At 69.3% G+C, this 23,600-nt stretch carries 23 protein-coding genes; 14 read left to right on the top strand and 9 right to left on the bottom strand.

All coding sequences use genetic code 11. From position 1 onward, the window contains the following. Nucleotides 1–91: 91 nt before the first annotated feature. Nucleotides 92–1,216, bottom strand: a complete 1,125-nt coding sequence (locus QRX60_RS07010; protein WP_285999983.1) for a PA containing protein — start codon at nt 1,214–1,216, stop codon at nt 92–94. A 212-nt stretch (nt 1,217–1,428) separates the two neighbouring features. Between QRX60_RS07010 and QRX60_RS07005 the strand changes: the two genes are divergently transcribed. Then, entirely contained in the window at nt 1,429–2,523 is a 1,095-nt protein-coding gene (locus QRX60_RS07005; protein WP_285999982.1) for an adenosine deaminase, read from the top strand. Nucleotides 2,524–2,623: 100 nt separating this feature from the next. Continuing rightward, nucleotides 2,624–3,823, top strand: a complete 1,200-nt coding sequence (locus QRX60_RS07000; protein WP_286003521.1) for an MFS transporter — start codon at nt 2,624–2,626, stop codon at nt 3,821–3,823. Between the two features lie 196 nt (nt 3,824–4,019). On the opposite strand, the gene QRX60_RS06995 is transcribed toward QRX60_RS07000, so the two are convergent. Next, nucleotides 4,020–5,282 carry a primosomal protein gene (locus tag QRX60_RS06995; protein ID WP_285999981.1) on the bottom strand — a complete coding sequence of 421 codons (1,263 nt, stop codon included), beginning with the start codon at nt 5,280–5,282 and terminating at the stop codon, nt 4,020–4,022. A 151-nt stretch (nt 5,283–5,433) separates the two neighbouring features. Between QRX60_RS06995 and QRX60_RS06990 the strand changes: the two genes are divergently transcribed. From QRX60_RS06990 to QRX60_RS06980, 3 genes are all read left to right on the top strand, one after another. Continuing rightward, complete coding sequence (locus QRX60_RS06990) at nt 5,434–7,938, top strand: DEAD/DEAH box helicase (RefSeq protein ID WP_285999980.1); 2,505 nt, start codon at nt 5,434–5,436, stop codon at nt 7,936–7,938. A 38-nt stretch (nt 7,939–7,976) separates the two neighbouring features. Next, a complete protein-coding gene (locus QRX60_RS06985) occupies nt 7,977–9,038 on the top strand; it encodes a C45 family autoproteolytic acyltransferase/hydolase (RefSeq protein WP_285999979.1) in 1,062 nt (353 codons plus the stop codon). A gap of 68 nt (nt 9,039–9,106) precedes the next feature. After that, nucleotides 9,107–9,292: a hypothetical protein gene (locus tag QRX60_RS06980; RefSeq protein WP_285999978.1), complete on the top strand. Its 186-nt coding sequence runs from the start codon at nt 9,107–9,109 to the stop codon at nt 9,290–9,292. A 91-nt stretch (nt 9,293–9,383) separates the two neighbouring features. Here the strand turns inward: QRX60_RS06980 and QRX60_RS06975 are convergent, their stop codons facing one another. Further along, a complete protein-coding gene (locus QRX60_RS06975) occupies nt 9,384–9,968 on the bottom strand; it encodes an NADPH-dependent F420 reductase (RefSeq protein ID WP_285999977.1) in 585 nt (194 codons plus the stop codon). Between the two features lie 67 nt (nt 9,969–10,035). Here QRX60_RS06975 and QRX60_RS06970 point away from each other — a divergent pair, with 67 nt between their 5' ends. Continuing rightward, nucleotides 10,036–10,359: a winged helix-turn-helix transcriptional regulator gene (locus QRX60_RS06970; RefSeq protein ID WP_285999976.1), complete on the top strand. Its 324-nt coding sequence runs from the start codon at nt 10,036–10,038 to the stop codon at nt 10,357–10,359. Here the strand turns inward: QRX60_RS06970 and QRX60_RS06965 are convergent. Both QRX60_RS06965 and QRX60_RS06960 read right to left on the bottom strand, forming a co-directional pair. Continuing rightward, nucleotides 10,250–10,936 carry a hypothetical protein gene (locus QRX60_RS06965; protein ID WP_285999975.1) on the bottom strand — a complete coding sequence of 229 codons (687 nt, stop codon included), beginning with the start codon at nt 10,934–10,936 and terminating at the stop codon, nt 10,250–10,252. The genes QRX60_RS06970 and QRX60_RS06965 overlap by 110 nt on opposite strands. Nucleotides 10,937–11,243: 307 nt before the next feature. Next, on the bottom strand, nt 11,244–12,224 hold the full coding sequence (locus QRX60_RS06960; RefSeq protein ID WP_285999974.1) for a sugar-binding transcriptional regulator: 981 nt from the start codon (nt 12,222–12,224) through the stop codon (nt 11,244–11,246). A 128-nt stretch (nt 12,225–12,352) separates the two neighbouring features. On the opposite strand from QRX60_RS06960, the gene QRX60_RS06955 reads away from it, so the two are divergent. From QRX60_RS06955 to QRX60_RS06935, 5 genes are read left to right on the top strand one after another with little or no spacing between them, the layout of a single operon-like run. Next, nucleotides 12,353–13,357 (top strand): zinc-dependent alcohol dehydrogenase family protein, encoded by a 1,005-nt coding sequence (locus tag QRX60_RS06955; protein WP_285999973.1) that lies wholly within the window; start codon nt 12,353–12,355, stop codon nt 13,355–13,357. Beyond that, entirely contained in the window at nt 13,350–14,684 is a 1,335-nt protein-coding gene (locus QRX60_RS06950) for an ABC transporter substrate-binding protein (RefSeq protein ID WP_285999972.1), read from the top strand. The genes QRX60_RS06955 and QRX60_RS06950 overlap by 8 nt, the downstream gene beginning before the upstream one ends. After that, nucleotides 14,684–15,616: a carbohydrate ABC transporter permease gene (locus tag QRX60_RS06945; protein ID WP_285999971.1), complete on the top strand. Its 933-nt coding sequence runs from the start codon at nt 14,684–14,686 to the stop codon at nt 15,614–15,616. Before QRX60_RS06950 ends, QRX60_RS06945 begins: the two co-directional genes overlap by 1 nt. Next, entirely contained in the window at nt 15,613–16,452 is an 840-nt protein-coding gene (locus QRX60_RS06940; RefSeq protein ID WP_285999970.1) for a carbohydrate ABC transporter permease, read from the top strand. The genes QRX60_RS06945 and QRX60_RS06940 overlap by 4 nt, the downstream gene beginning before the upstream one ends. A gap of 2 nt (nt 16,453–16,454) precedes the next feature. After that, on the top strand, nt 16,455–17,528 hold the full coding sequence (locus tag QRX60_RS06935) for an ABC transporter ATP-binding protein (protein ID WP_285999969.1): 1,074 nt from the start codon (nt 16,455–16,457) through the stop codon (nt 17,526–17,528). A gap of 49 nt (nt 17,529–17,577) precedes the next feature. Here QRX60_RS06935 and QRX60_RS06930 read toward each other — a convergent pair whose 3' ends face one another. Beyond that, nucleotides 17,578–18,576 carry a hypothetical protein gene (locus tag QRX60_RS06930; protein ID WP_285999968.1) on the bottom strand — a complete coding sequence of 333 codons (999 nt, stop codon included), beginning with the start codon at nt 18,574–18,576 and terminating at the stop codon, nt 17,578–17,580. Between the two features lie 199 nt (nt 18,577–18,775). Here QRX60_RS06930 and QRX60_RS06925 point away from each other — a divergent pair, with 199 nt between their 5' ends. Both QRX60_RS06925 and QRX60_RS06920 read left to right on the top strand, forming a co-directional pair. Next, nucleotides 18,776–19,099 carry a transposase gene (locus tag QRX60_RS06925; RefSeq protein ID WP_285994936.1) on the top strand — a complete coding sequence of 108 codons (324 nt, stop codon included), beginning with the start codon at nt 18,776–18,778 and terminating at the stop codon, nt 19,097–19,099. Further along, nucleotides 19,099–20,013, top strand: coding sequence for an IS3 family transposase (locus QRX60_RS06920; protein WP_285999967.1), 915 nt, complete (start codon nt 19,099–19,101; stop codon nt 20,011–20,013). Before QRX60_RS06925 ends, QRX60_RS06920 begins: the two co-directional genes overlap by 1 nt. 53 nt (nt 20,014–20,066) lie before the next feature. On the opposite strand, the gene QRX60_RS06915 is transcribed toward QRX60_RS06920, so the two are convergent. From QRX60_RS06915 to QRX60_RS06905, 3 genes are read right to left on the bottom strand one after another with little or no spacing between them, the layout of a single operon-like run. Next, nucleotides 20,067–20,261 carry a ferredoxin gene (locus tag QRX60_RS06915; RefSeq protein ID WP_285999966.1) on the bottom strand — a complete coding sequence of 65 codons (195 nt, stop codon included), beginning with the start codon at nt 20,259–20,261 and terminating at the stop codon, nt 20,067–20,069. Nucleotides 20,262–20,298: 37 nt separating this feature from the next. Beyond that, nucleotides 20,299–21,498 (bottom strand): cytochrome P450, encoded by a 1,200-nt coding sequence (locus QRX60_RS06910; RefSeq protein ID WP_285999965.1) that lies wholly within the window; start codon nt 21,496–21,498, stop codon nt 20,299–20,301. Nucleotides 21,499–21,508: 10 nt separating this feature from the next. Further along, entirely contained in the window at nt 21,509–22,732 is a 1,224-nt protein-coding gene (locus QRX60_RS06905) for a cytochrome P450 (protein WP_285999964.1), read from the bottom strand. Between the two features lie 179 nt (nt 22,733–22,911). Here QRX60_RS06905 and QRX60_RS06900 point away from each other — a divergent pair, with 179 nt between their 5' ends. Beyond that, nucleotides 22,912–23,562: a TetR/AcrR family transcriptional regulator gene (locus QRX60_RS06900; RefSeq protein WP_285999963.1), complete on the top strand. Its 651-nt coding sequence runs from the start codon at nt 22,912–22,914 to the stop codon at nt 23,560–23,562. Nucleotides 23,563–23,600: the final 38 nt, after the last annotated feature.

The raw sequence follows: 23,600 nt of genomic DNA, 5'->3' as shown, positions 1-23,600 counted from the left end.
TTTCGCTAGGAAAGTGTTATGGAGTGGTCACTCCGGAACATGAAAGAGGCCCCCATCGGTACACCGATGGGGGCCTCTTCATGCGTGCTGTTTACTCCGTGGCTTCTTCCGAGCCTTCGCCCGGCTTGGCCTTCGTGTCGGCGGCCTTCGGGGCGCGGCCGTTGCGCGAGCTGCGCCGCGGCTGGCGCGGGGCCGGCGGGGGCGGGGAGATCTGCTGGACCGCGGGGCCGCCGCCGAGCATCAGCTCCGCGAACGTCGCCATCGCCTCGTCGAGCTGGCCGCCGATGCGGCGGACGCTCTCGTCGTTGCTCTTGCGGACCAGCGAGTCCACCGAGTCGGTGTCCGGCTGCTTGGACAGCGTGCCCTCGACCTTGGACAGCCCGGCCTTGAGCGCGCCGTCGAGGTCGCCGATGCCGGAGAGGAAGCCGTCCTCCACCTTGTCGAGGCGGCCGGCCAGGTCGTCGAGGCGGCTGGTGACCTTCTCGAGGCGGTTGCCCAGGTTCTCCAGGCGGTCCGAGGCGTCGATCATCTCGCCGGTCTCGGTCAGCGCCGTCTTGAGCGCCTCGGTGTTCGCGGAGATCCGCTCGTTGGTGACGCGGTCCAGCTCGCCGATGCGCTCCTGCGTCGTGCGGCTCAGCTCGTCGACCTTGCCGCGCAGCTCGTGGTCGGCGTGGTCGACGCGGTCGCGCAGCGACGCCTCGGCCTGCTCGATCCGCTCGCGGACCGGGCCGTGCACCGACTGCGGGATCGAGTCGAGCTTCGCGTCCTGCTTGTCGAGGTGTCCGCCGACCTCGTCGATCCGGCGGTGGATGTTCTGGAGCTTGTCCTCAAGTCCGTCCATCCGGCCCGCGACGCCCTCGAAGCGGGCGGCCATGCCGTCGAGCCGGCCGTCGAGCTGTGCGAACGGCTTGGCGAGCTTGTCGACGATGCTCTCGACGGCGCGGGTCAGCGCGGCGATCGCGTTGTCCTGGGCCTCGAGGCGGGACATCGTCTCGTCGAGGCGCTCGGCCAGGACGCTGACCTCGGTGCGGTCGGGCATCTCGGAGAGCCGCTTGCGGACCGCGCCCAGCGAGTCCACCGGCGCGAGGCGGGCGTAGATGTCGTCGAGCGCGTCGAAGATCTGCTGCTGCTCGCTCTCACGCACTTCGGCCGCGCGCACCAGCATGTTGCGCATCCGGTCGAAGGACGGGGCGGCAATGTGGTTGTCAGTGGTCACTGCTGTGTGTCCTTCGTCGGCGGGGAAATGGAGGGACGTGCCACGAAGCTTAACGATTGCGAAATTGCTGTGCGTATGGCCCCCGTGAAGCGCGTATTACGGAGGCTGCCCCCGGATGGCCGATTCGTCGCATGATCGTCAACGCTGAGCGTTGACCAGAGCCTGAGAGTTACGGCCATGTAGGGGAATGACAACGAGGTTACCGTTGGGGGATGCCTGACGAAAGCCCTGTTCTGACCAGCGAGACACTCCGCCGCGCGCCGAAGGTCCTCCTGCACGACCACCTCGACGGCGGTCTCCGCCCGGCCACCGTCGCCGAGCTCGCCGAAGCCACCGGTTATGCCGGTCTGCCCACCACCGATCCGGCCGAGCTGGGCAGCTGGTTCCGCCGTGCGGCCGACTCCGGCTCACTCGTTTCCTACCTCGAGACCTTCGCGCACACCTGCGGCGTGATGCAAACGGAGGAAGCCCTGGTCAGGGTCGCCGCGGAGGCGGTGGAGGACCTGGCCGCCGACGGCGTCGCCTACGCCGAGGTGCGCTACGCACCGGAGTTGTTCGTCGAACGCGGTCTGTCACTCGATGCGGTGGTCGAGGCTGTCCTGGCGGGGTTCACGGAGGGCACACGCCGGGTGGCCGCGAACGGCGGCAGCATCCGCATCGGGACGTTGCTCTGCGCGATGCGCCAGCACGCCCGCGCGCTCGAGATCGCGAACCTGGCCGTCCGCTACCGGGACGCCGGCGTCGCCGGGTTCGACATCGCCGGCCCGGAGGACGGATTCCCGCCGACCCGCAATCTCGACGCTTTCGAGTATTTGCGGCAGAACAATGCGCATTTCACCATTCATGCCGGCGAGGCGTTCGGTCTTCCGTCCATTTGGGAGGCGATTCAGCACTGCGGCGCGGAGCGGCTCGGGCACGGCGTGCGGATCGTCGAGGACATCAAGACCGACGCGGACGGCACGGTCCACCTTGGACGGTTGGCCGCGTACGTCCGCGACCGCCGGATCCCCCTGGAGATCTGCCCGACGTCGAACGTCCAAACAGGCGCGGCGCGCTCGATCGCCGAGCACCCCATCGGCCTGCTCAAGCAGCTGCGCTTCCGGGTGACCGTGAACACGGACAACCGGCTGATGAGCGGATGCACGATGACCAGCGAATTCGCCGCGCTGCACGAGACCTTCGGGTATGACCTCGACGACTTCCGGTGGTTCACGATCAACGCCATGAAATCCGCGTTCATCGATTTCGACACCCGGATCGCGCTGATCGACGACGTCATCAAGCCCGGGTACGCCGCGCTGAGCTGACGCCCGCGCGGCCGCCCGCTGGGTGCTTGCGGTCCTTAGCCATGCCAACTATCGTTCACCATATAGGAAGTTACTCTCAGATGTTGAGACGGTGACGAAGATGGTGCAGGTCGCGGGCGGTTCGGCGGAGCAGGTGCAGGCGAGTTCACGACGGTGGCTCATCCTCGCGCTCGGCCTTGCCGCGCAGACGGCGAGCTGTTCGTTCCTCTACGGCATCCCGTTCCTGGTCCCGGTCATGCGGGACGCGGAGGGGCTGACGCTGGCCCAGGCCGGCACGGTCGTCGCGGCGCCGAGCATCGGGCTCCTGTTCACCCTGATCGTGTGGGGCGCGGCTGCGGACCGTTACGGAGAGCGTCTGATCATGGCGCTCGGACTGGGTGCTTCAGGGTTACTCCTGGTGTACGCCGGGGTCGGAACTCACCCGGTCGGGCTTCTCTTTGGTGTGTTCTTGGCGGCCGGAGCGTGTACGGCTTCGGTGAACGCGGCGAGCGGTCGCGTCGTGATGGGCTGGTTCGCGAAGTCCGAGCGCGGGATCGCGATGGGGATCCGCCAGACGGCCCAGCCGCTCGGCGTCGGCGTCGCGGCGCTCGGGCTACCGCCGCTGGCCGCGCACTTCGGGTTCCGCGCGGCCGTCCTGCTCCCGGCCGGGCTGGCGATCGTCGTCTCGCTGCTGGTGGCGTGGCTGGTCACGGACCCGCCGCGGCCGCCGCGGCCGGCTTCGGGCGAGAAGCCGCCTTCGCCGTACCGGCACGCGACGCTGTGGCGGGTCCACGGTGCCAGTGCGTTGCTGGTGGTGCCGCAGTTCGCGGTGTCGGCGTTCGCGCCGGCGTACCTGGTGGCGGTGCAGCACTGGAGCCCGCTGGCGGCGGGCTGGTACCTGGCGGTGGTCCAGGTGCTGGGCGCGGCGGGGAGGCTGGGGTCGGGCTGGTGGTCCGACCGCGTCGGCAGCCGGCTGCGCCCGATGCGCCAGCTGGCGGTGCTGAGCTGCTTCGTCATGCTGCTGGTGGCTCTGGGCGACGCGACCTGGCCGTGGCTGGTGCTGCTGGCGGTGGCGCTGGCGGGGGTGATCACGGTGGCCGACAACGGCCTGGGCTTCACGGCGTCGGCGGAACTGGCGGGCCTGGCGTGGTCGGGCCGCGCGATGGGGACGCAGAACACGGGCCAGAACATCGCGGCGTCCCTCACCCCGCCCCTGCTGGGCCTGGTGATCGGCGACAGCAGGTACGCCCTGGCGTTCTGCGTGGCGGCGATCTTCCCGGCCCTGGCGGTGCTGGTGGTCCCGGTCCACGCGGAGGACTGACACCGTGTCGACCCTTCAATCACGCGTGTCGACCCTCAGATCACGCGTGTCGACCCTTCCGGCACGGGACCGGCCGGGCGAACTCGCGTGCTTGGAGGGTCGACTCGCGTGTCTGGAGGGTCGACACGCGTGATTGGGGGGACGACACGACGAAGGCCGCCTCCCGGACCCGGGAGGCGGCCTTCGCGTCAGGAACTCAAGCCACCGTCAGGCGGTTCTCGAAGCCCTCGACGAGCTTGCGCCACGCGCTCTGCTCCGCGTCGAACGGCGCCGACGGCTCGAGGCGCGTCGGGTCGGGCCGCAGCACGAAGGACACCAGCCAGCCCAGGCTTTCGTTGCCCGCCAGCGCCGTCTCGGCCGAGTCGTCGCCCGCCCAGTCCGCCGCGTCCGTGATCAGCTCGACCGCCAGCTCCAGCTGCGTCGGGTCGATCGCCGCCGGGCCCTCCGCGATGTCCGCGTCCAAGCCCGTCAGCACGTACGTGTTCTCGGTGTCGACCTCGACCTCGAGCTCGCCCGCCGTCGCCTTCGCCAGCACCTCGTCCCACGTGGACACGTCCGCGAGGTCCGTGTCGGCCAGGTCCTTGCCGTCGGCCAGCGCGCGGGCCAGTGCCTTCTCCGACGTGAACACGTCGATCTCGCCCTCGCTGCCGAGGAACACCGGCGCGTCGTCGAGGTAGCAGCGCAGCGTGTAGTACTCCGCGCCGGACGTGATGATCTTGATCGGGTCGATGCCGACCTCGGCCCAGAAGCCGACCGGACCCTCTTCTTCCTCGTCCTCGTCGGAGTCTTCGTCCACGGCGTCGATGGCTTCGAGGTCCTCTTCGCCCTCGGCGCCGGCCTCGGCCTCGGCGGACTCCTCGTGGAACGCGGCCAGCTCCTCGGCCGTCTGCTCCAGCACCTTCTCGTCGACGTCCGGCGCGGTCACCAGGCCGTCGATCGCGTCCAGCACGGTGTCCCACTTCTGCGACACCGTCTCGGACAGGTCGTTCCACACCTGCACGCCGACGCTCCCGGTGAACGGGAGGGTGCCCTGGTCGAGCAGCGAGAAGCCCTCGGTCGAGTCGAGGATCTCGTGCACCTCTTCGAGGTCGCAGACGTCGGCGAGCGAGCGCACGATGCCGACGATCTCGGCCAGCTCCGCGATGTGCCAGACGTCCGGCTCCTCGGCGACGAGCTCCGGCACGCCGACGAGGTCGTACGTGTGGTCCTCGTCCGGGATCAGCTCGGGCACGTTCAGCGACGGCACGGCGTCCCAGGCCGGGTGGTCCAGCAGGTCGTGGCGCTCGGACGTGCGGACGAAGGCGGCCAGGTGCGCGGCGTCCGGGAAGGCATACAGGTCGTCCTCGTCGCCGAGGAACGCTTCCCACTCCTCGCCGTCTTCCCGCCAGCGCGGGGCCCACAGGGTGACGACGTCGCCCTGCGGCAGCCCGAGTTCGATCGGGATGATGTCCTGTGCCATTCCTTAGCCCTCCGGAGTACCGCCCGTATGCGCGCGTGACCGGAAGGATCACCCGGTCGACGCGCGGTACCGCGAAGCCTACGGGTTTACCACGCGCGATGCGATCGCCCCTGCCGACTTTGCGACGAGCGGATGGCACGATGGACTCCTGATGACTCTCACAGACCTCCTGCCTGCGGATCCCGACCCCGACGCCCTCTTCGAAGCCTTCACGACCTGGACGGCCGATCGGGGCATCGAGCTGTACCCGGCGCAGGAGGAGGCGGTGATGGAGGTCGTCTCCGGATCGAACGTCATCCTCTCGACGCCGACCGGCTCCGGGAAGAGCCTCGTCGCCGTCGGCGCGCACTTCACCGCGCTCGCCCAGGGCCGCCGCAGCTACTACACCGCGCCCATCAAGGCACTGGTGTCGGAGAAGTTCTTCCAGCTCATCGAGATCTTCGGCGCCGAGAACGTCGGGATGATGACCGGCGACTCCAGCGTCAACGCGGACGCGCCGATCATCTGCTGCACGGCCGAAATCCTGGCGAACATCGCGTTGCGGTTCGGTGCCGACGCCCCCGTCGGGCAGGTCGTCGCCGACGAGTTCCACTTCTACTCCGAGCCCGACCGCGGCTGGGCGTGGCAGGTCCCCATCCTGGAGCTGCCGAAGGCCCAGTTCGTCCTGATGTCGGCGACCCTGGGCGACGTGTCCTTCTTCGAGAAGGACCTCACCCGCCGCACCGGCAAGCCGACCGCCGTCGTCACGTCGGCGCAGCGCCCGGTGCCGCTGACCTTCCGGTATGCGCTCACGCCGCTGCACGAGACGATGTCCGAGCTGCTCAACGGCGGCCAGGCGCCGGTCTACGTCGTGCACTTCTCGCAGGCCGCGGCCATCGAGCGGGCGCAGACGCTGATGAGCATCAACGTCACGTCGAAGGCCGAGAAGGAGGCCATCGCCGAGCTGATCGGCGACTTCCGCTTCGCCGCCGGGTTCGGCAAGACGCTCTCGCGGCTGGTCCGCCACGGCATCGGCGTGCACCACGCCGGGATGCTGCCGAAGTACCGGCGGCTGGTCGAGACGCTGGCGCAGTCCGGGCTGCTCAAGGTGATCTGCGGGACCGACACCCTCGGCGTTGGCATCAACGTGCCCATCAGGACGGTGGTCTTCTCCGCGCTGACGAAGTACGACGGCGTCCGCCAGCGCCATCTCAAGGCGCGCGAGTTCCACCAGATCGCCGGCCGGGCCGGGCGCGCGGGCTACGACACCGACGGCTACGTCGTCGTGCAGGCGCCTGACCACGTCGTCGAGAACGCGAAGGCGCTGGAGAAGGCGGGCGACGACCCGAAGAAGAAAAAGAAGATCGTCCGGAAGAAGGCGCCGGAGGGCTTCGTCAACTGGACTGAGAGCACGTTCGACCGGCTGATCGCGGCCGAGCCCGAGCCGCTGACGTCCAGCTTCAAGGTGACGCACTCGATGCTGCTGAACGTGATCTCGCGGCCGGGCAACGCGTTCGACTCGATGCGGCACCTCCTGGAGGACAACCACGAGGACCGCGCGTCGCAGCGCAAGCTCATCCTGCGCGCCATCGCGATCTACCGCGCGCTGCTCGCCGCCGGCGTCGTCGAACGGCTGCCCGAGCCGGACGAGCAGGGCCGGATCGTCCGGCTCACCGTCGACCTGCAGTTCGACTTCGCGCTCAACCAGCCGCTTTCGCCGTTCGCGCTGGCCGCGATCGAGCTGTTCGACCTGGAGTCGCCGAGCTACCCGCTCGACGTCGTGTCCACTGTGGAGGCCACAGTGGACAACCCGCGGCCGGTGTTGTCGCAGCAGCAGTTCAAGGCGCGCGGCGAGGCCGTGAACGCCATGAAGGCCGAGGGCATCGAGTACGACGAGCGGATGGAGCTGCTCGAGAACGTCTCGTACCCGAAGCCGCTGGAGGAGCTGCTGCAGGGCGCGTTCCACAGCTACCGGCAGGGCCACCCGTGGGTCGACGACTACGAGCTGTCCCCGAAGTCGGTCGTGCGCGACATGTACGAGCGCGCGATGAACTTCGTCGAGTACATCGGCTTCTACCAGCTCGCCCGGTCGGAAGGGCTGGTGCTGCGCTACCTCGCGGACGTCTACGACGCGCTGCGCCACACGGTGCCGGACGAGGCCAAGACCGAGCCGCTGCAGGACCTCATCGAGTGGCTCGGCGAGCTCGTCCGGCAGGTCGACTCGAGCCTGCTGGACGAGTGGGAGGCGTTGCGGCACCCGGACGAAGAAGGCCCGGTGTCGAAGCGGCCGCCGTCCGAGCCACCGGCCGTCACCCGCAACGAGCGCGCCTTCCGCGTGCTGGTGCGCAACGAGCTGTTCCGCCGGGTCGAGCTGTTCGGGCGGCGGGCGTGGAACGTGCTCGGCGAGCTGGACGCGGCGTCCGGCTGGGACGCCGAGGCGTGGGAAGACGCCATCGCGGACTACTTCGAGGAGTACGAGACGCTCGGCACCGGCCCGGACGCGCGCGGCCCGGCGCTGCTGATGATCGAGCAGCTGCCGGACGTCTGGAAGGTCCGCCAGATCTTCGACGACCCGGCGGGCGACCACGACTGGGGCATCAGCGCGGAGGTCGACTTGGCGGCGTCCGACGAGGCCGGGGTGGCCGTGGTGCGGGTGACCGACGTGGGCGCGCACTAGCCGTTGCCTTTTCCTGACTGCTCAGTCATCGTGATCACATGGTGGCGACAGTGCGGGAGCACCGGGTCGGCGACGTGCGCTGGACGGTCGTCAGCGGGCCCCGGGAAGCCGCTTTCCGGGCGCTCGGCGAGCACGCCGCCGCCGACATCCGGACCGTCCTCGCCGGACTGCCGTCCTGGCCGGTCACCGAATGGGCGCGGCGGTCGCCGGTGCTGTTCCGGGCCGTCGAAGCGGCGTCGCAGGTCGAGCACCCGGACGCGTACGCCGAGCTGACGGCCCTGGCGGCGGGAGCCGGGGTGCCGTTCGACGACCTCCTGCTGGCCAACCTGCGCGGCGACCTCGGTACGGGCGACGGCACGGGGTGCACCGACCTGGCGTGGGCGGGGTCGCCGAGCCTCCTCGGCCACAACGAGGACGGCGCCCCGGTGTTCGACGGAGTCGGGCGGCTGCTGACCCTGCTGATCGACGGCGAGCCCGGCGTGTGCGTCTGGTGGTACCCGGGTTTCCTGCCGAGCAACACCTTCACGCTGACCACGCACGGGCTGGCCTGGGGGATCGACAGCGTGAGCGTGGTGGCGCCTTCGCCGTACGCCGGGCGGCACTTCGTCGCGCGTTCCGCGCAGCGGTCGGCCACCGTGGCCGAGGCGGTGTCGATGCTGCGCTCGCACGCTTCGGCGGGCGGGTTCGCGTACACCATGGGGCAGGTCGGCTCGCCGGTGGTGACGGTGGTCGAGAAGGCCGGGGACGAGACCGCGGTGACCACTGTGGGCAGTGGGCTTTCCTGGCACACCAACCACTTCCGTCGGCTCTCGCCGCACTGGGACGCGGCGTCGGAGGAGAGCCTGGACCGGGCGGAGGTGTGCGCGCACCTGGCCCCGGTCGCGCCGGACGCGAAGTGGCTGGCGGACACGCTGACGAACGACGTCTACCGCAGCGCGTCCGGCGGCGACCCGCTGATGACGTTGAGCACGGTGGTGACGGATCTGGGTGACGGCACGGTGACCGTCGTCCCGCGGGGCGGGGCGCCGCTGCGGGCCGGCGCGGCGGACCTGGCCTCGGGGAACGTCGGCGCCGTTGACCGGATGCGGCCAACGGGGTGAATCCGGCCAAATCGTCCCCCTCCGGCCCCGGCGTCGCTAGCTTGGAGTCAGCCGACAGGGGAGGAAACATGGGAAGTCTGAAGCGCATCACGGCCGGCGTCTTCGCCGCGGCGGCGGTATCGGCGGTGCTGGGTGTCCTCGGCGCGACCACCGCGTCCGCGGCCTCGATGGTCGAGTACGCCTCGGCCGGCACCGATGCCACCGCCATCGAGTACGGCGCGGCGCCGAGCATCGTGGCGGGCGCGTACAAGTAGTAACCGGCGATTCGTGCGGGGCAGGCGGAACTCGGGCCTGCCCCGCACGGAGTCCGGAGGAAGGGGTTCGCCCCGCGCGGAACCGGCACGCTCAGCCCACCGGCACGAGGATCGCCCGGGCGTCCTCGCCCGCGAACCACAGGCCGATGGCGAACGCGGCCGTCGCCTCCAGCAGGTGCGCCCGGTCGAGGCCGCCGCCGAGCACCGCTGTGCAGCCGATGTCGCGGACCAGCGTGCGGACCGCGTCGAGGGCCGCCGGGTCGTCGCCGCAGAGCGGGACCGTGAGCGTCCGGGGTGGCTTCCGCCAGACGTCGGCCGGGGCCAGGTTGAACGCCTTGACGACGTGCGCGTCCGGCGCGGCGGCCGCGATGCGGGCCGCCACCGGGGTCCCCGGCGGGGGACCGCCGTCCGGGCCGGGCTGGTTGGTGCAGTCCACCAGGACCTTGCCGGGCAGGGGACCGGCGGCGGCCAGGACGTCGAAGACGGCGTCGGCGGGGACGGCGAGCAGCAGGACGTCCGCGAAAGCCGCCACCTCGGCCCACGTTCCGGTGCGGGCGCCGAGCGCCGCCGCCCGGGCCGGGTCGCGGCCGGCCACCCTCAGCTCGTGGCCGGCGTTCGCCCAGTGCGGGCCCAGCGCCGTCGCCATCGCGCCCGTGCCGAAGATCCCGATCCGCATGCGTCCTCCTCGTGCTTTGCTGTACCAGCACGACGTTAGGGACCCGGGCAGGAACCGAAAGGTAACCATGGACTTTCTCGCCGACTGCCGCACGCGGCTCGCGTTCGACCTGGTCGCCAACACGTGGAACCCCGTGGTCCTGTGGGCGTTGCGCCACGGCCCGCGCCGGCACGGCGAGCTCCGGCGCACGATCGGCGGGATCAGCGCGAAGGTGCTCACGGAAACCGTGCGGCGCCTGGAGTTCGACGGGCTCGTCGAGCGCCGCGACGGCGGGTACGCCCTTACGTCGCTGGGGGAGACGCTGCTGGGGCCGATCGAGGGCTTCGGCCGGTGGGCGGCTGAGCACGGCGACGCCGTCGTCGCCGCTCAAGACCGAGCACGATCAGCGTGACCAGGGACAACGCGGGCAGCGGATAGCCGGCGAGGATCCCGGCCGGCACATCGACTGCCGGAGCGGCCACTCCCGCCACGAACACCCAGGTCGGCGCGGTCGGCGGCTTCGCGGCGGGCGACCACGGCGTCCGCTTGCCGGGCTTGGCGATCGAGAGCCAGGCCTGGAAGGAAAGCGCGCTCGCCATCAGCGACGCCCCGGCGATCTGCGGCCAGGTGACGGTACTGGTGTCCGCGGACTCCCGCAGCGCGGGGGAGAGCAGGAAGATCCCGGCGTAGAGCTGGATCAGCGTGAGGGCGAACTTCGTGAGGACCCACCAGTGCCGGAAGTAGCCCCACGCGGTGGCGCCGGCGAGGAGCAAGCCGGTGAAGGCGGAGACGTTCGCCATCGGCGCGAGCAGCACGGAGTCGAGCCGGTCGGCCATCGAGGTCGGGGCGGCGGCCTGCCCGGGGTGCGCGAGGGCCGGCGACATGAGCACCACCAGCGCAAGGGCCTGGCTCATCCAGGCGACCGACGACACGGCGTGCAGCCAGACGACGGTTTGGCGCCACCGCGGGGAAGTCTTGGTTCGGGTCACGGGTCAAGGTTCGCGGGAACGCCGTCCGCGCACATCGGGCCCGACCCGGGTTTCGCCCCGGACCCGCGGAGGCTCCGCCTGCGCCCGCCGGAGTACACCGCCCCGGCGCCCGTACCACCGCGGAAGTAGGCCCGGCACCCGGAACTCGCGTGATCAGAGGCGGAACTCGCGTGATTGAACGCGTATCTCGCGTGACTGGAGGGTCAACTCGCGTGATTGGAGGGTCGACACGGCGTGCGTGGTCGTGTCGACCCTTTAATCACGTGTGTCGGCTTGCTGATCACGCGTGTCGGCCTTTTCGGCACGGTCAGCGGGGTGGGTTCTTGGCCGCCAGGGCCAGCAGGGGGACTGCTGCCGCGGCGTCGGTGATCAGGGTCGTGACCATGCCCGACCGCAAAACCGCGTCCACCGCCGCCGCTTTCGGCTTGCTGTAGCCCAGCGCGATCACTTCCGGCACCGCCGTCAGCTCTTCGTGGCTGATCGCCAGCACGTGGTGGGCCAATCCGGTCGACAAAGCGTTTCCGGACGCGTCGAACAGGCGCGCCGCCACCTCCGCCGTCGCGCCGCGGGCCGCGATCGCCGCGCGCTCGGCCTCGTCCAGCGCGTCGTACACCGTCGACTCGCCCGGCTGCCACGCGCCGATGCTGACCACGGCCTTCGTCAGGTTCCGGAACTGCCCGAACGTCTCCGCGATGCCCGGCTGGCGCCGCAGCGTCTCCGTGGTCCGCCGGTCCGGCAGCACCAGCGGGCCGAAGATCGGGTACGCGTCGCCGCCGGACACCGACGTCACGCGGCTGACCGTCTCCACCGACCGGCCGCGCATGTCCATCCCGGCCTGCACCCCGCACAGCTGGACGATCGGGCACCGCGGCAGCGCGCGGATGGCCTCGGTCATCGCGTTCACCGACCGTGCCCACGACAACCCGATGACGTCCGAAGGGGTCGCGATCTCTTCCAGCAGCCGAGCCGCCAGCGTCCCGATCTTGGCCCGGACGACCTCCCTCGGCTCGCGCTCGGTTGAGCGTTCGAGCACCAGCGCCCGCTCCAGGCCGTACGCCGCGCGCACCTCGTCCGACAGCGCCAGATCCACCGGCGCGGGCAGCGAGAACTCCACTCTGACCAGGCCGGACTCCCTGGCGGTGTCGAGCATGCGGGCCACCTTGAACCGGCTGATGCCGAACTCGTCGGCAATCTCCAGTTTGGAGCGTCCCTGCACGTAGAAGCGCCGGGCGATGGTGGCCAGCAGGATCGCTTCGGTCAGCGACGGCGGCTTCTTAGACGCGCTCATATGAGCACTATAGCTCGAAATCTGCACGAAAGGTTGACGTAACACCGACGTCAGACCTGTAATGCCTTCACATGTTCTCGACGCCATAGGTCAACGCCGCTCATATGAGCGCGAGAAAGGGGCAAGGCATGCGTGCCGCCATCGTCGACCGGCCCGGTGAGATCAGGGTCGGCGAGGTGCCCGATCCGAAACCCGGGGAACGCCAGGTCGTCGTCAAGGTCGGAGCGTGCGGGATCTGCGGGACCGACCTGCACATCGCGGACGGGCACTTCCCGCCCACGCCGTATCCGATCGTCCCCGGGCACGAGTTCGCCGGGGAGATCGTCGAGCTCGGCGCGGACGTGCCGGGCGAGTGGAAGATCGGCGACCGCGTCGCCGTCGACCCGTCGCTGTTCTGCGGCTACTGCGGCCCCTGCCGCGCCGGCCACGGCAACCTCTGCGCGAACTGGGGTGCCACCGGCGACACCGTCAACGGCGCCTTCGCCGAGTACGTCGCCGTCCCGTCGTCCACCTGCTACCGCATGCCCGACTCGATGACCTGGGAGCAGGGCGCGCTGGTCGAACCCGTCTCCTGCGCGGTGCACGGCGTGCGCCGTGTCGGCGTCGAAGCCGGAGAGCGCTTCCTCGTGGTCGGCGCCGGCACCATGGGCCTGATCATGCAGCAGCTGCTGCAACGCTCCGGCGCGCAGGTCACGGTGGTGGACCGGAACAAGGACCGGCTGCCGCGGGCGACGAGTCTCGGCGCCGTCGCCACCGCGTCGGACGTCGGCGAGCTGAACGGCGAGAAGTTCGACGTCGCCGTCGACGCGACCGGCGCCGCCCCGGCCATCGAAGCCGCGTTCGACTCGATCCGGCGCGGTGGCCGGCTGCTCGTCTTCGGCGTCGCACCGGCGGAAGCCCGCGTCGCGCTTTCGCCGTTCCGCATCTACAACGACGAAATCACCATCGTCGGCTCGATGGCCGTGCTGCACAGCTTCGGCGCCGCGCTCGACCTCGTCGCGACCGGCGCGATCGACACCGATTCGCTGCTCACGGACACGCTGCCGCTGGAGCAGTACCCCGAGGCGCTCGCCAAGATGCGCAGCGGCTCGGGCCTCAAGGTGCAGGTACTCCCGGGAGGCGGCCGTGCGTAAGCTCCTCACCCTCTTCGCCGCGACGTCCCTGCTGGCCACCGGGTGCGCCGGGGCCGGCTCGGTCGGCACCGGCGGGAGCACCCTCGTCATCGCGATCGTGGCCAACCCGCAGATGAAGGACGCGATCTCCCTCGCCCCGGAGTTCGAGAAGGCCACGGGCATCAACCTGAAGTTCGTCTCGCTGCCGGAAAACCAGGCCCGCGCCAAGATCACCGCGTCGACCGCCACCGAGGGCGGCGAGTTCGACGTCGTGATGATCAGCAACTACGAGGCTCCGCAGTGGGCGGCCAACGGCTGGCTCGAGAACCTCGAACCGCACATGGCGGCCACCCCGGGCTACGACGAAGGCGACTTCATCCCCAGCATCAAGACGTCGCTGTCGTACCAGAACCAGATGTACGCGGTGCCGTTCTACGGCGAGTCGTCGTTCCTGGCCTACCGCAAGGACCTCTTCGAGAAGGCCGGGCTCACGATGCCGGCCAAGCCGACGTGGCAGCAGATCGCGGACTTCGCCGCGAAGCTCGACGACAAGGCCGACGGCGTCGCGGGCATCTGCCTGCGCGGCAAGCCGGGCTGGGGCGAGAGCCTCGCGCCGTTCACCACGGTGGCCAACACCTTCGGCGCGCAGTGGTTCGACAAGGACTGGAACGCCAAGCTGACGTCGCCGGAGTTCAAGGAAGCCGCGAACTTCTACGTCAACCTGATCCGCGACCACGGTGAGGTCGGTGCCTCCAGCGCCGGGTTCTCCGAGTGCGGTACGCGCTACACCCAGGGCAACGCGGCGATGTGGTACGACGCGACGGTCATGGCGGGCACCAACGAGGACCCGTCGAGCAGCAAGATCGTCGGCAAGTCCGGCTACGCGCCGGCGCCGGTGGTCAAGACGCAGGCCAGTGGCTGGCTCTACACCTGGGCGCTCGGCATCCCGAAGGTCGCCAAGGACAAGGACGCGGCCTGGAAGTTCATGGCCTGGATGACCGACAAGGCGTACGTGCAGAAGGTCGGCCAGACCTACGGCTGGAACCGCGTCCCGCCGGGCGTGCGCCAGTCGACGTACACCATCCCCGACTACGCCAAGGCCGCGGCGGCCTACGCGAAGCCCACGCTCGACGGCATCGCGGACGCGAACCAGCAGAAGGTCATGGCGAACCCGGTGCCCTACCCCGGCATCCAGTTCGTCGGCATCCCCGAGTTCCAGGACCTGGGCACCCGGGTGAGCCAGCAGCTGTCGGCGGCGATCGCCGGCCGCGAGTCGGTCGACGACGCCCTGAAGCAGTCCCAGGACTACGCCCAGACGGTGGGCGACTCCTACAAGGCGGTGCAGTGATGTCCACGCTGTCGGTAGATACGCCCAAGTCCCACGCCCACGCGAAGGCCGAGGAGAAACGCGGCCTGAGCACCGCGGCCAAGCGGCGCCTGCCGCTGCTGCCCGCGCTGATCTTCGTCATCGCGGTGACGCAGCTGCCGTTCCTGCTCACCGTCTTCTACTCGTTCCAGTCGTGGAACCTGGTCCGGCCGGGCTCGCGCCACTTCGTCGGCCTGGACAACTACATCGACGTCTTCAGCGACGCGACGTTCCTGGTCGCGCTGCTCAACACGGTGGTGCTGACCGTGGTGTGCGTGCTGGTCGCGCTGCTGCTGGGCCTCGGCCTGGCGATCCTGCTCGACCGGAAGTTCTTCGGCCGCGGCGTCGTCCGGACGCTGCTGATCACGCCGTTCCTGATCCTCCCGGCGGCCGGCGCGCTGCTGTGGAAGACGACGATGTTCGACCCGACGTACGGGCTGCTGCACTTCGTCTTCGGCACCGACCTCGACTGGCTCTCGGAGTTCCCGCTGGCCGCGGTGATGGCGCAGATCGTGTGGCAGTGGACGCCGTTCATGATGCTGCTCATCCTGGCCGGCCTGCAGAGCCAGTCCAAGGAGGTGCTCGAAGCGGCCTCTGTGGACGGTGCCGGCCGGTGGCGGACGTTCGTCTCCATCACCCTGCCGCACCTGTCCCGGTTCCTGCAGCTGGCGACGCTGCTGGGCGCGATCTACATCGTGAACAGCTTCGACGCGATCTTCCTGATGACGCAGGGCGGCCCGGGCACGGCCAGCACCAACCTGCCGTACTACATCTACCAGCGCGCGTTCGAGGGCTTCGACGTCGGCCAGTCGTCGGCGATGGGCGTGATCGTCGTGATCCTGACGATGATCGTCGCGACCTTCGCGCTGCGCCTGATGTTCCGCACCTTCTCCGTGAGTGGAGGCGTGAAATGACCACTCTTGCCGCGCGTCCTCGCAAGAAGCACTACGGCAAGGGCTCGCTGACCGTGGCGACCTGGGTCGTCGCGATCCTGTTCGTCTTCCCGCTGCTGTGGATGATCCTCACGGCGTTCAAGCAGGAGGCCGACGCCTACACCGACCCGCCGAAGCTGCTGTTCTCCCCGACGTTCGACCAGATCTCGAACGTCCTGAGCGGCGGGTTCCTGCCCTACCTGTCCAACTCGGCGTTCGTCACGATCCTCTCGACGGCCCTGGTGCTGCTCTTCGGCGTCCCGGCGGCGTACGCGCTGTCGCTGGCGCCGGTCAAGGGCACGTCGAACGCGCTCGGGTTCTTCCTCTCGACGAAGATGCTGCCGATCGTCGCGGCGATCATCCCGCTGTACATCATCTCCCAGAACTCCGAGCTGCTGGACACGGTGTGGGCGCTGGTCATCCTGTACACGTCGATGAACCTGCCGCTGGCCATCTGGATGATGCGGTCGTTCTTCCTCGAGGTCCCGCACGAGATGATCGAAGCGGGCCGGATCGACGGCGCGAACCTGCCGACGCTGCTGCGCAAGATCATCATGCCGGTGGTCGCGCCCGGGATCGCGGCGACCGCGCTGATCTGCGTCATCTTCTCCTGGACCGAGTTCTTCTACGCGGTCAACCTGACGGCGGCCCGGGCCGGCACGGTGCCGGTGTTCCTCGTCGGGTTCATCACCAGTGAGGGCCTGTACTGGGCCCAGCTTTCCGCCGCCGCGCTGCTGGCTTCGCTGCCGGTGATGATCGTCGGCTGGATCGCGCAGAACCACCTCGTCCGGGGGCTGTCGATGGGAGCGGTGAAGTAGCCATGGCGGGTGTCAGTTACGAACAGGCGTCGCGGATCTACCCGGGTGCGCACGAGGTGCGGGCGGTCGACAAGCTCGACCTGGCGGTGCCGGACGGCGAGTTCCTGGTGCTGGTCGGCCCTTCGGGTTCGGGCAAGTCGACGGCGCTGCGGATGCTCGCGGGGCTGGAGGACATCGACGAGGGCGCCATCCACATCGGCGACCGCGACGTCACCCACCTGCCGCCGAAGGACCGGGACATCGCGATGGTGTTCCAGTCCTACGCGCTGTACCCGCACATGACGGTGGCCGAGAACATGGGCTTCGCGCTGAAGCTGCGTGGACTGTCCAAAGCGGACATCGAGGCCAAGGTGGCCGAGGCCGCTGCGATGCTGGATCTTTCGAAGTACCTCGACCGCAAGCCCAAAGCCCTGTCTGGCGGGCAGCGGCAGCGCGTCGCGATGGGCCGGGCGATCGTGCGCGAGCCCAGCGTGTTCCTGATGGACGAGCCACTGTCCAACCTGGACGCGAAGCTGCGCGTCGAGACGCGCGCGAACATCGCCCAGCTGCAACGCCGGCTCCGGACGACGACCATCTACGTCACGCACGACCAGGTCGAGGCGATGACGATGGGCGACCGGGTGGCGGTGCTCAAGGACGGCGTCCTGCAGCAGTGCGCGTCACCGCGGGAGCTGTACGAGAACCCGACGAACTCGTTCGTGGCCGGCTTCATCGGATCGCCGGCGATGAACCTGGCGACGCTGCCGCTGACCGAGGGCGGCGTCAAGCTGGGCGACGTCGTGCTGCCGCTGCCGCGCTCGGTGCTGTCCGCCGCCGGGGACCTGAAGGAGGTGGTCTTCGGCGTGCGCCCGGAGTCGCTGGAGCTGGTCTCCGAAGGCGGCTTCGAGCTGGTCGTGGAGCTGGTCGAGGAACTGGGCGCGGACGCGTACCTGCACGGCAAGGTGGGCGACGACCGGTTCGTCGTCCGCGTCGACGGCCGCACCCCGCCCCGGATGGGCGACAACGTCCGGGTCGGCCTGCGCGGCGAAGGCGAGACCCACGCGTTCAACCCGGAGACGACCCTCCGCCTCTCGTAGTGGTCACCTCGTCGTGAGTGTTTAGGGCGGTTCTAACCGCCCTAAACACTCACGACGTGCATCGTCGGCAAGTCGGCTCGCGGTGCCCGGCCGGATCCCAGCCCTCACGGAGCAGAACCTGCCGGACTTCGTCCGCGACCGCGCACGGTTCGGTGTGCACTTCGTTCCAGCCGTAGACGAGCCGGGCGCGGCCGGCGAGTTCGGCGGCGTTGTCCCGGCGACGGTCCCGGAAGGCGATGCCTGCCATGGCATGAGTGGCCCGGCCGTCGAGCCGGACCGTGACCGCCGCGCCGTGGCTGTCGTAGGTCACGTCTTCCCAGAGTGTCTTCCCGTCCACGACGAACGGCGTCTGCCGGTCACCTCGTGGCAGGCCGTGCTCGTCCTCGACCAGCTGGAGGTACTCGACTTCGAGGGCGGACATCAAGCCGTTGCGCACCAGGCCGAGGCCGTTACGGATGGCAGCCCGGTAGCGATAGGGCGGGCGTTGCGTGACACAGTTCTCGACGGCTTCGAGCGAGATCGAACTTCGGCTGACGAGGTCCACGACGAGAAGCGTCGCCTCTCTGGCCGTCTCCTGGGAAACGGCCAGGTCGACGACGGTGTCCGCACCGCGGGTCCGAGGTGGCGTGGTCGCCAGCGTCGTGTGCGCCAGGGCGCGTGAGCGATGGACCACCACGAACGGCCGTTGTGAGATGGCCGAACTCGTGTAGGGCACGGTGATTTCGACCGGCCGGTCGATGATCGGGAGGAGGCCCCATTCTTCCGCTGCCGAGTGATGACTCAAGATGGCGTGCTTGCCGCCGTAGAGCAGTGCGGCTGCCAAGCGCGCGGGCCGGGGCAGTGGACCGGTGAACGTCGCGTAGACGCCGGGCAGCACGCGCTGCCACCGCCCGGCTTCCACGTTGGCCGCCAGGTCCGCCTTGGTGTGGCCGTAAGCGCGGAGCTGTCCGAGACTGAGGACGCCGGACTGCCGTTCGAGGACGACTTGCCAGCTGGGTCTGGCCGGTTCCGGTAGCACGTCGGTGGACCACCGTCGGTGAAGAGGCATACCTCGACGATGATCGACTCCGGGGGCCCGCAAGAGGCGCCCGGCAAATCTGTGGATAACCAGAGCCGATGTGGATAACTCTGTCGTGAGTGTTTAGGGCGGTTCTAACCGCCCTAAACACTCACGACAAGCTGAGGTTCACCCCGGGTAGTGGACACCGAGTTAGCAGGATCAGATGTCCTGCTGAAAGGATGTCCTCATGCCTGCTCGCAAGCGCCGGTCGTACCCGGCGGAGTACAAGGTCGAGGCTGCTCACCGTGTGATCGATTCCGGCCGCACGATCGCTGAGGTCGCCCGCGAGCTGGGCATCGACGCGGGCATGTTGAGTGTCTGGGTCAAAGACGAACGACGCCGGATCACCGCGGCTGAGGTCCACGGGGACAACCCCTTGCAGGCGGCCGAGCGGGCCGAGCTGCTGCGCTTGCGCGGGCAGGTGGCCGAACTGGAGAAGGACAACGCGTTCCTGGTAAAAGCTTCGGCGTACTTTGCCGCGATGCAGAAGAACCGGCCCGGTTCGCTCTGATGGCCAAGTACGCCGGCCCCGACGAGTTCGCCGAGACGGCCGGCTCCACCTCGCCGCAGCACACCCGGTTCTCGGTCCGGCGGATGGCGCGGCTGCTGAGCGTGTCGAGAGCCGGCTACTACGCGCACGCCAAACGCGCCGCGGCAAGGGTGCTGACGCCACGGCAGCAACGCCGCGCCGACCTCGAGGTGAAGATCACCGAGGCGCACAAGGACTCCCGCGGAACCTACGGGTCGCCGCGGATCACCGCCGAACTGCGTGACCAGGGCGAGGTGGTCACAGCGAAGACGGTCGCCAAGATCATGGCCTCGATCGGGCTGGAGGGCATCAGCCCGCGCACGTTCAAGGTGAAGACGACGGTGGTCGATCCGGCCGCGTCGTTCCCGCCGGATCTGGTCGACCGGCTTTTCGACCGGGGCCGGCTGGACGCGGTCTGGCTGACCGACATCACGTATTTGACGTGTGGTGAGGGCGAGATGTTCCTGTGTGCGATCCGGGACGGGCACTCTCGGAAAGTGTTGGGCCACAGTGTATCTGACCGTATCAGCGCTGAGATGGTCACGGACGCCATCCACGACGCGGTCGCCGCCCGTGGCGGTGAATGTCGCGGCACGGTACTGCATTCCGACCGCGGCGGGGAGTTCACGGCGCATCTGACGGCGCAAGCGTGCTTCCGGCACGGGCTGCGCCGGTCGATGGGCGAAACCGGTATCTGCTGGGACAACAGCCCGGCAGAGTCGTTCTGGTCGACGTTCAAACATGAGCACTACTACCGGCATGCCTACGCCACGAAGATGGAACTCGTTGCCGCAGTTGACAATTGGGTTCGTTTCTACAACAGTGTGCGGCGGCACTCCGCAATCGGGATGCTCAGTCCCGACAATTTCGAGCAGTCACTTCGCACGGCTGCCTGATCCCTCGTAAGCCCCTGTCCACCGTTCGGGGTGAACCTCAAGCTGCGGCAGACCTACTCCTGCAGTAACAGGGCCTGGCTGGGGCAAACGTGCACCGCTTCGCGGGCCTTCTCGACCAGCTCGCCCTCCGGCTGGTCGTCGAGGACGATGACCGTGCCGTCGTCTTCGCTCTGGTCGAACAGGGCGGGCTCGGTCAGCACGCACTGCCCGGCGCCGACGCACTTGCCGGTGTCCGCGATGATCTTCATGGTTCTTCTCTCCTGTGGTGGGATGGCAGTTCGTTCTCTACCAGGTCACCGGCAGCCGGTACAGGCCGTAGATGTTCGCGTCGTCCTTGAACGGCAGGTCGTCGACGTCCGCGGCCAGCGCGAGGGTCGGGATGCGCCGGAAGAGCGTGTCGAACACGATCTGCAGCTCCATCCGGGCGAGGTTCTGGCCGAGGCACTGGTGCGGCCCGAAGCCGAACGCGACGTGGTGGCGCGCGCCGCGCTCGATGTCCAGCTCGTCCGGGTCGTCGAACGCCCGCGGGTCGCGGTTCGCCGCGTAGCCCAGCGCCAGCACGCCCTCGCCGGCCCGGATCAGCTGCCCGCCGACCTCGATGTCCTCGACGCACAGGCGCGCCGTGGCCGCGTCGACGATCGTCCAGTAGCGCAGCATCTCCTCGACGGCGTCGAGCGTCTTGCCCGGGTCGGCCTTGATCGCCGCGAGCTGCTCCGGGTTGCGGAGGAACGCCACGGTGGACAGGGAAATCATGTTCGCCGTCGTCTCGTGCCCGGCCACCAGCAGCAGGAAGCCGGTCGCGGCCAGCGAAGCACGCCGGTAGGCGCCGTCTTCGCGGAGCTTGACGATCTGCCGGCCGAGCAGGTCGTCCGGCGGGTTCGCCTCCTTCTCCGCGATGAGGTCTTCCATGTAGCCGCGGATGGTGTCGAACGCCGCCCGCCGCTCCTCCGGCGTCGTCGCGCGCTTGATCAGCTTCGCCGTGTGGGTCTGGAAGAAGTCGTGGTCGGCGTAGGGCACGCCGAGCATCTCGCAGATCACCAGCGACGGCACCGGCAGCGACAGCGCCTCGACCAGGTCACCCGGCTTCGGCCCGGCGAGCAGCGCGTCGATCTGCCCGTCCACGATCTCCTGGATCCGCGGCCGCAGCGCCTCCATCCGGCGCACGGTGAACTCGCCGAGCACGGCCTTGCGGGCCGGCCCGTGCTCGGGCGCGTCCATGGTGATCATGGTGCGCTCGTCGCCCTGCCGCCGGAACCCGCCCTTGACCAGCTGCGGGAAGTCCGGGTGCTGCCGGTCGGCGCTGAACCGCCGGTCGTTCAGCACGGTCCGGACGTCCTCGTGCCGGGTGACCACCCAGGCCCAGCCTCCGTCGGGCAGCCCGACCTTCGACACCGGCTCTTCTTCGCGGATCTCCTCGTACGCCGGCGGCGGCGAGAACGGGCACGTGCGGGTCATCGGGAATTCGTGCTTTTCGACAGTCGTCATGGCGCCCCCTTCACCAGGTCACGGGCAGGCAGTAGAGCCCGAAGATCGACGAGTCGTGCTTGAACGGCAGCTGGTCGACCGGCGCGGCCAGCTTCAGCTCCGGGATGCGGCGGAAGAGCGTGTCGAAGACGATCTGCAGCTCCATCCGGGCGAGGTTCTGGCCGAGGCACTGGTGCGGCCCGAAGCCGAACGCGACGTGGTGGCGCGCGCCGCGCTCCAGGTCGAGCTCGTCCGGGTTTTCGAACGCCTCCGGGTCGCGGTTGCCGGAGTAGCTCAGGCCGAGCACGCCCTCGCCCTCGCGGATCAGCTGCCCGCCGATCTCGAGGTCCTCGGTGGCGACGCGCGACGTCGCGAACTCGGCGATCGTGAAGTACCGGAGCAGCTCCTCGACGGCGTCGAGCGTCTTGCCCGGGTCGTTCTTGATCAGCTCGAGCTGGTCCGGGTTCTCCAGCAGCGCGACGGTGCCGAGCGAGATCATGTTCGCCGTCGTCTCGTGCCCGGCGATGAGCAGCAGGAACGCCAGGGAGACGAGCGAGTCGTGGTCGGCGTCGCCGTGCTCCTCGCGCTGCTTGGCGATCTGACGGCTGAGCAGGTCGTCGGCCGGCTCGGTCTCCTTCTTGGTGACCAGCTCGTCGAGGTAGTTCTGCAGCTCGTCGACGGCCTTGATCCGGTCGTCCTGCTCGACGTCCCGGTTGAGCAGCGTCGAGCTGCGGACCTGGAAGAACTCGTGGTCGGCGTACGGGACGCCGAGCAGCTCGCAGATGACCAGCGACGGCACCGGCAGCGACAGTGCGGTGACCAGGTCGGCGGGCTTCGGGCCGGCCAGGATCGCGTCGATGTGCTCGTCGACGATCTGCTGGATGCGCGGCTGGAGCGCCTTCATCCGCTTGACCGTGAACTCGCCGACAACCTCACGGCGGGCCGCGCCGTGCTGCGGCGGGTCCATGTTGATCAGCGACGCGGTGAAGTTGGTCCGCCGCACCGGGCGTCCCTGCTTGGTCAGGAACGGGAAGCCGGGGTTGAACCGGTCGGAGCTGAACCGCGGGTCGGTGAGCATCTGCCGGACGTCCTCGAGCCGGGTGATCGCCCACGCCTCCTGGCCGGACTGCAGCTCGACGCGCTGGACCGGGCCTGCTTCGCGCAGCTTCTCGTACGCCGGCGGCGGCGCGAACGGGCAGCTGCGCACCAGCGGGAAGACTTCGTCCTTCGTGGTGGGATCAGCGACTTCGGTCATTTCGGGCCCCCTAAAACGGACTAACAGTATGCGGAGGATTACATTCCGGTTCTGCGGTCCAAGGTACCGAAGCGGAAGGAAGTCGTCCACTAGCTAACGGGTGACTCGCTGTGGGCGGGGTGTGTGGCCGCCTGACCATGCGAGAATCACTCCGCGCGATCCAGCGAGAGGCGAACGGCATGACGGCAGACCCCGAGACCACCCTGCGGGCGGACGCGCGGCGCAACCGCGACCAGATCCTGGCCGCCGCGAAGACCATCTTCGCCGTCTCCGGTCCCGAGGTGCCGATGGAGGAGATCGCCCGCGCGGCCGGCGTCGGTGTCGGCACGCTGTACCGCCGGTTCCCGGACCGCGACGCGCTGGTCCGCGCGGTCGCGATGGACAACTTCGAGCGGGTCCTGATCGACGCGCGCGCGATCGCCGCCGAGGAGACGTCGTCGTGGCGCGCGCTGGAGCGGCTGCTGAGGCAGTCGGTCGAGCTGCAGCTGAGCATCCAGCTGGCGATGGTGTCCCACCGGGCCCTGGTCATCCTGAAGGGCGACCCGGAGGTCCGGCGCCTGCGGGACGAGATCCTGGCGGTGGTGGAGGACTTCGTCCGCGGAGCCCAGGCCGAGGGCGTGCTCCGCCCGGATGTCGGCGCGGGTGACATCGCGATCCTGTTCGCGACGCTGCTGCGCCAGATGCGGGCGAAGTCCTCGGACGTGGCGGAGATGGCGGCCCGGCGCTGCGTCGGGATCATGATCGACGGACTCAGCGCGCGGCCGGGCACGGAGCTCCCGGGCCGGCCGATCATGGCGGACGATCTGGACCCCGCCGCCGATCACAGCTGATTCTTCGGTTTCCGTGTTAAGGTTCCGCCTCGTTCTGC

The sequence above is a fragment of the Amycolatopsis mongoliensis genome (genome assembly GCF_030285665.1).
Lineage (GTDB): Bacteria > Actinomycetota > Actinomycetes > Mycobacteriales > Pseudonocardiaceae > Amycolatopsis > Amycolatopsis mongoliensis.
The sequence above is the reverse complement of the archived record's forward strand: the minus strand, read 5'-3'. Positions and strand labels throughout refer to the sequence as shown.

Bases quoted from the DNA above. Each gene is read 5' to 3' on its own strand.
- QRX60_RS06920 (WP_285999967.1), top strand. From the start codon at position 19,099: ATGGCCAAGTACGCCGGCCCCGACGAGTTCGCCGAGACGGCCGGCTCC.
- QRX60_RS06930 (WP_285999968.1), bottom strand. From the start codon at position 18,576: ATGCCTCTTCACCGACGGTGGTCCACCGACGTGCTACCGGAACCGGCC.
- QRX60_RS06915 (WP_285999966.1), bottom strand. From the start codon at position 20,261: ATGAAGATCATCGCGGACACCGGCAAGTGCGTCGGCGCCGGGCAGTGC.
- QRX60_RS06995 (WP_285999981.1), bottom strand. From the start codon at position 5,282: ATGGCACAGGACATCATCCCGATCGAACTCGGGCTGCCGCAGGGCGAC.
- QRX60_RS06955 (WP_285999973.1), top strand. From the start codon at position 12,353: ATGCGTGCCGCCATCGTCGACCGGCCCGGTGAGATCAGGGTCGGCGAG.
- QRX60_RS06990 (WP_285999980.1), top strand. From the start codon at position 5,434: ATGACTCTCACAGACCTCCTGCCTGCGGATCCCGACCCCGACGCCCTC.
- QRX60_RS06970 (WP_285999976.1), top strand. From the start codon at position 10,036: ATGGACTTTCTCGCCGACTGCCGCACGCGGCTCGCGTTCGACCTGGTC.
- QRX60_RS06900 (WP_285999963.1), top strand. From the start codon at position 22,912: ATGACGGCAGACCCCGAGACCACCCTGCGGGCGGACGCGCGGCGCAAC.
- QRX60_RS06935 (WP_285999969.1), top strand. From the start codon at position 16,455: ATGGCGGGTGTCAGTTACGAACAGGCGTCGCGGATCTACCCGGGTGCG.
- QRX60_RS07005 (WP_285999982.1), top strand. From the start codon at position 1,429: ATGCCTGACGAAAGCCCTGTTCTGACCAGCGAGACACTCCGCCGCGCG.
- QRX60_RS06910 (WP_285999965.1), bottom strand. From the start codon at position 21,498: ATGACGACTGTCGAAAAGCACGAATTCCCGATGACCCGCACGTGCCCG.
- QRX60_RS06940 (WP_285999970.1), top strand. From the start codon at position 15,613: ATGACCACTCTTGCCGCGCGTCCTCGCAAGAAGCACTACGGCAAGGGC.
- QRX60_RS06985 (WP_285999979.1), top strand. From the start codon at position 7,977: ATGGTGGCGACAGTGCGGGAGCACCGGGTCGGCGACGTGCGCTGGACG.
- QRX60_RS06925 (WP_285994936.1), top strand. From the start codon at position 18,776: ATGCCTGCTCGCAAGCGCCGGTCGTACCCGGCGGAGTACAAGGTCGAG.
- QRX60_RS06945 (WP_285999971.1), top strand. From the start codon at position 14,684: ATGTCCACGCTGTCGGTAGATACGCCCAAGTCCCACGCCCACGCGAAG.
- QRX60_RS06960 (WP_285999974.1), bottom strand. From the start codon at position 12,224: ATGAGCGCGTCTAAGAAGCCGCCGTCGCTGACCGAAGCGATCCTGCTG.
- QRX60_RS06975 (WP_285999977.1), bottom strand. From the start codon at position 9,968: ATGCGGATCGGGATCTTCGGCACGGGCGCGATGGCGACGGCGCTGGGC.
- QRX60_RS06905 (WP_285999964.1), bottom strand. From the start codon at position 22,732: ATGACCGAAGTCGCTGATCCCACCACGAAGGACGAAGTCTTCCCGCTG.
- QRX60_RS07000 (WP_286003521.1), top strand. From the start codon at position 2,624: ATGGTGCAGGTCGCGGGCGGTTCGGCGGAGCAGGTGCAGGCGAGTTCA.
- QRX60_RS06980 (WP_285999978.1), top strand. From the start codon at position 9,107: ATGGGAAGTCTGAAGCGCATCACGGCCGGCGTCTTCGCCGCGGCGGCG.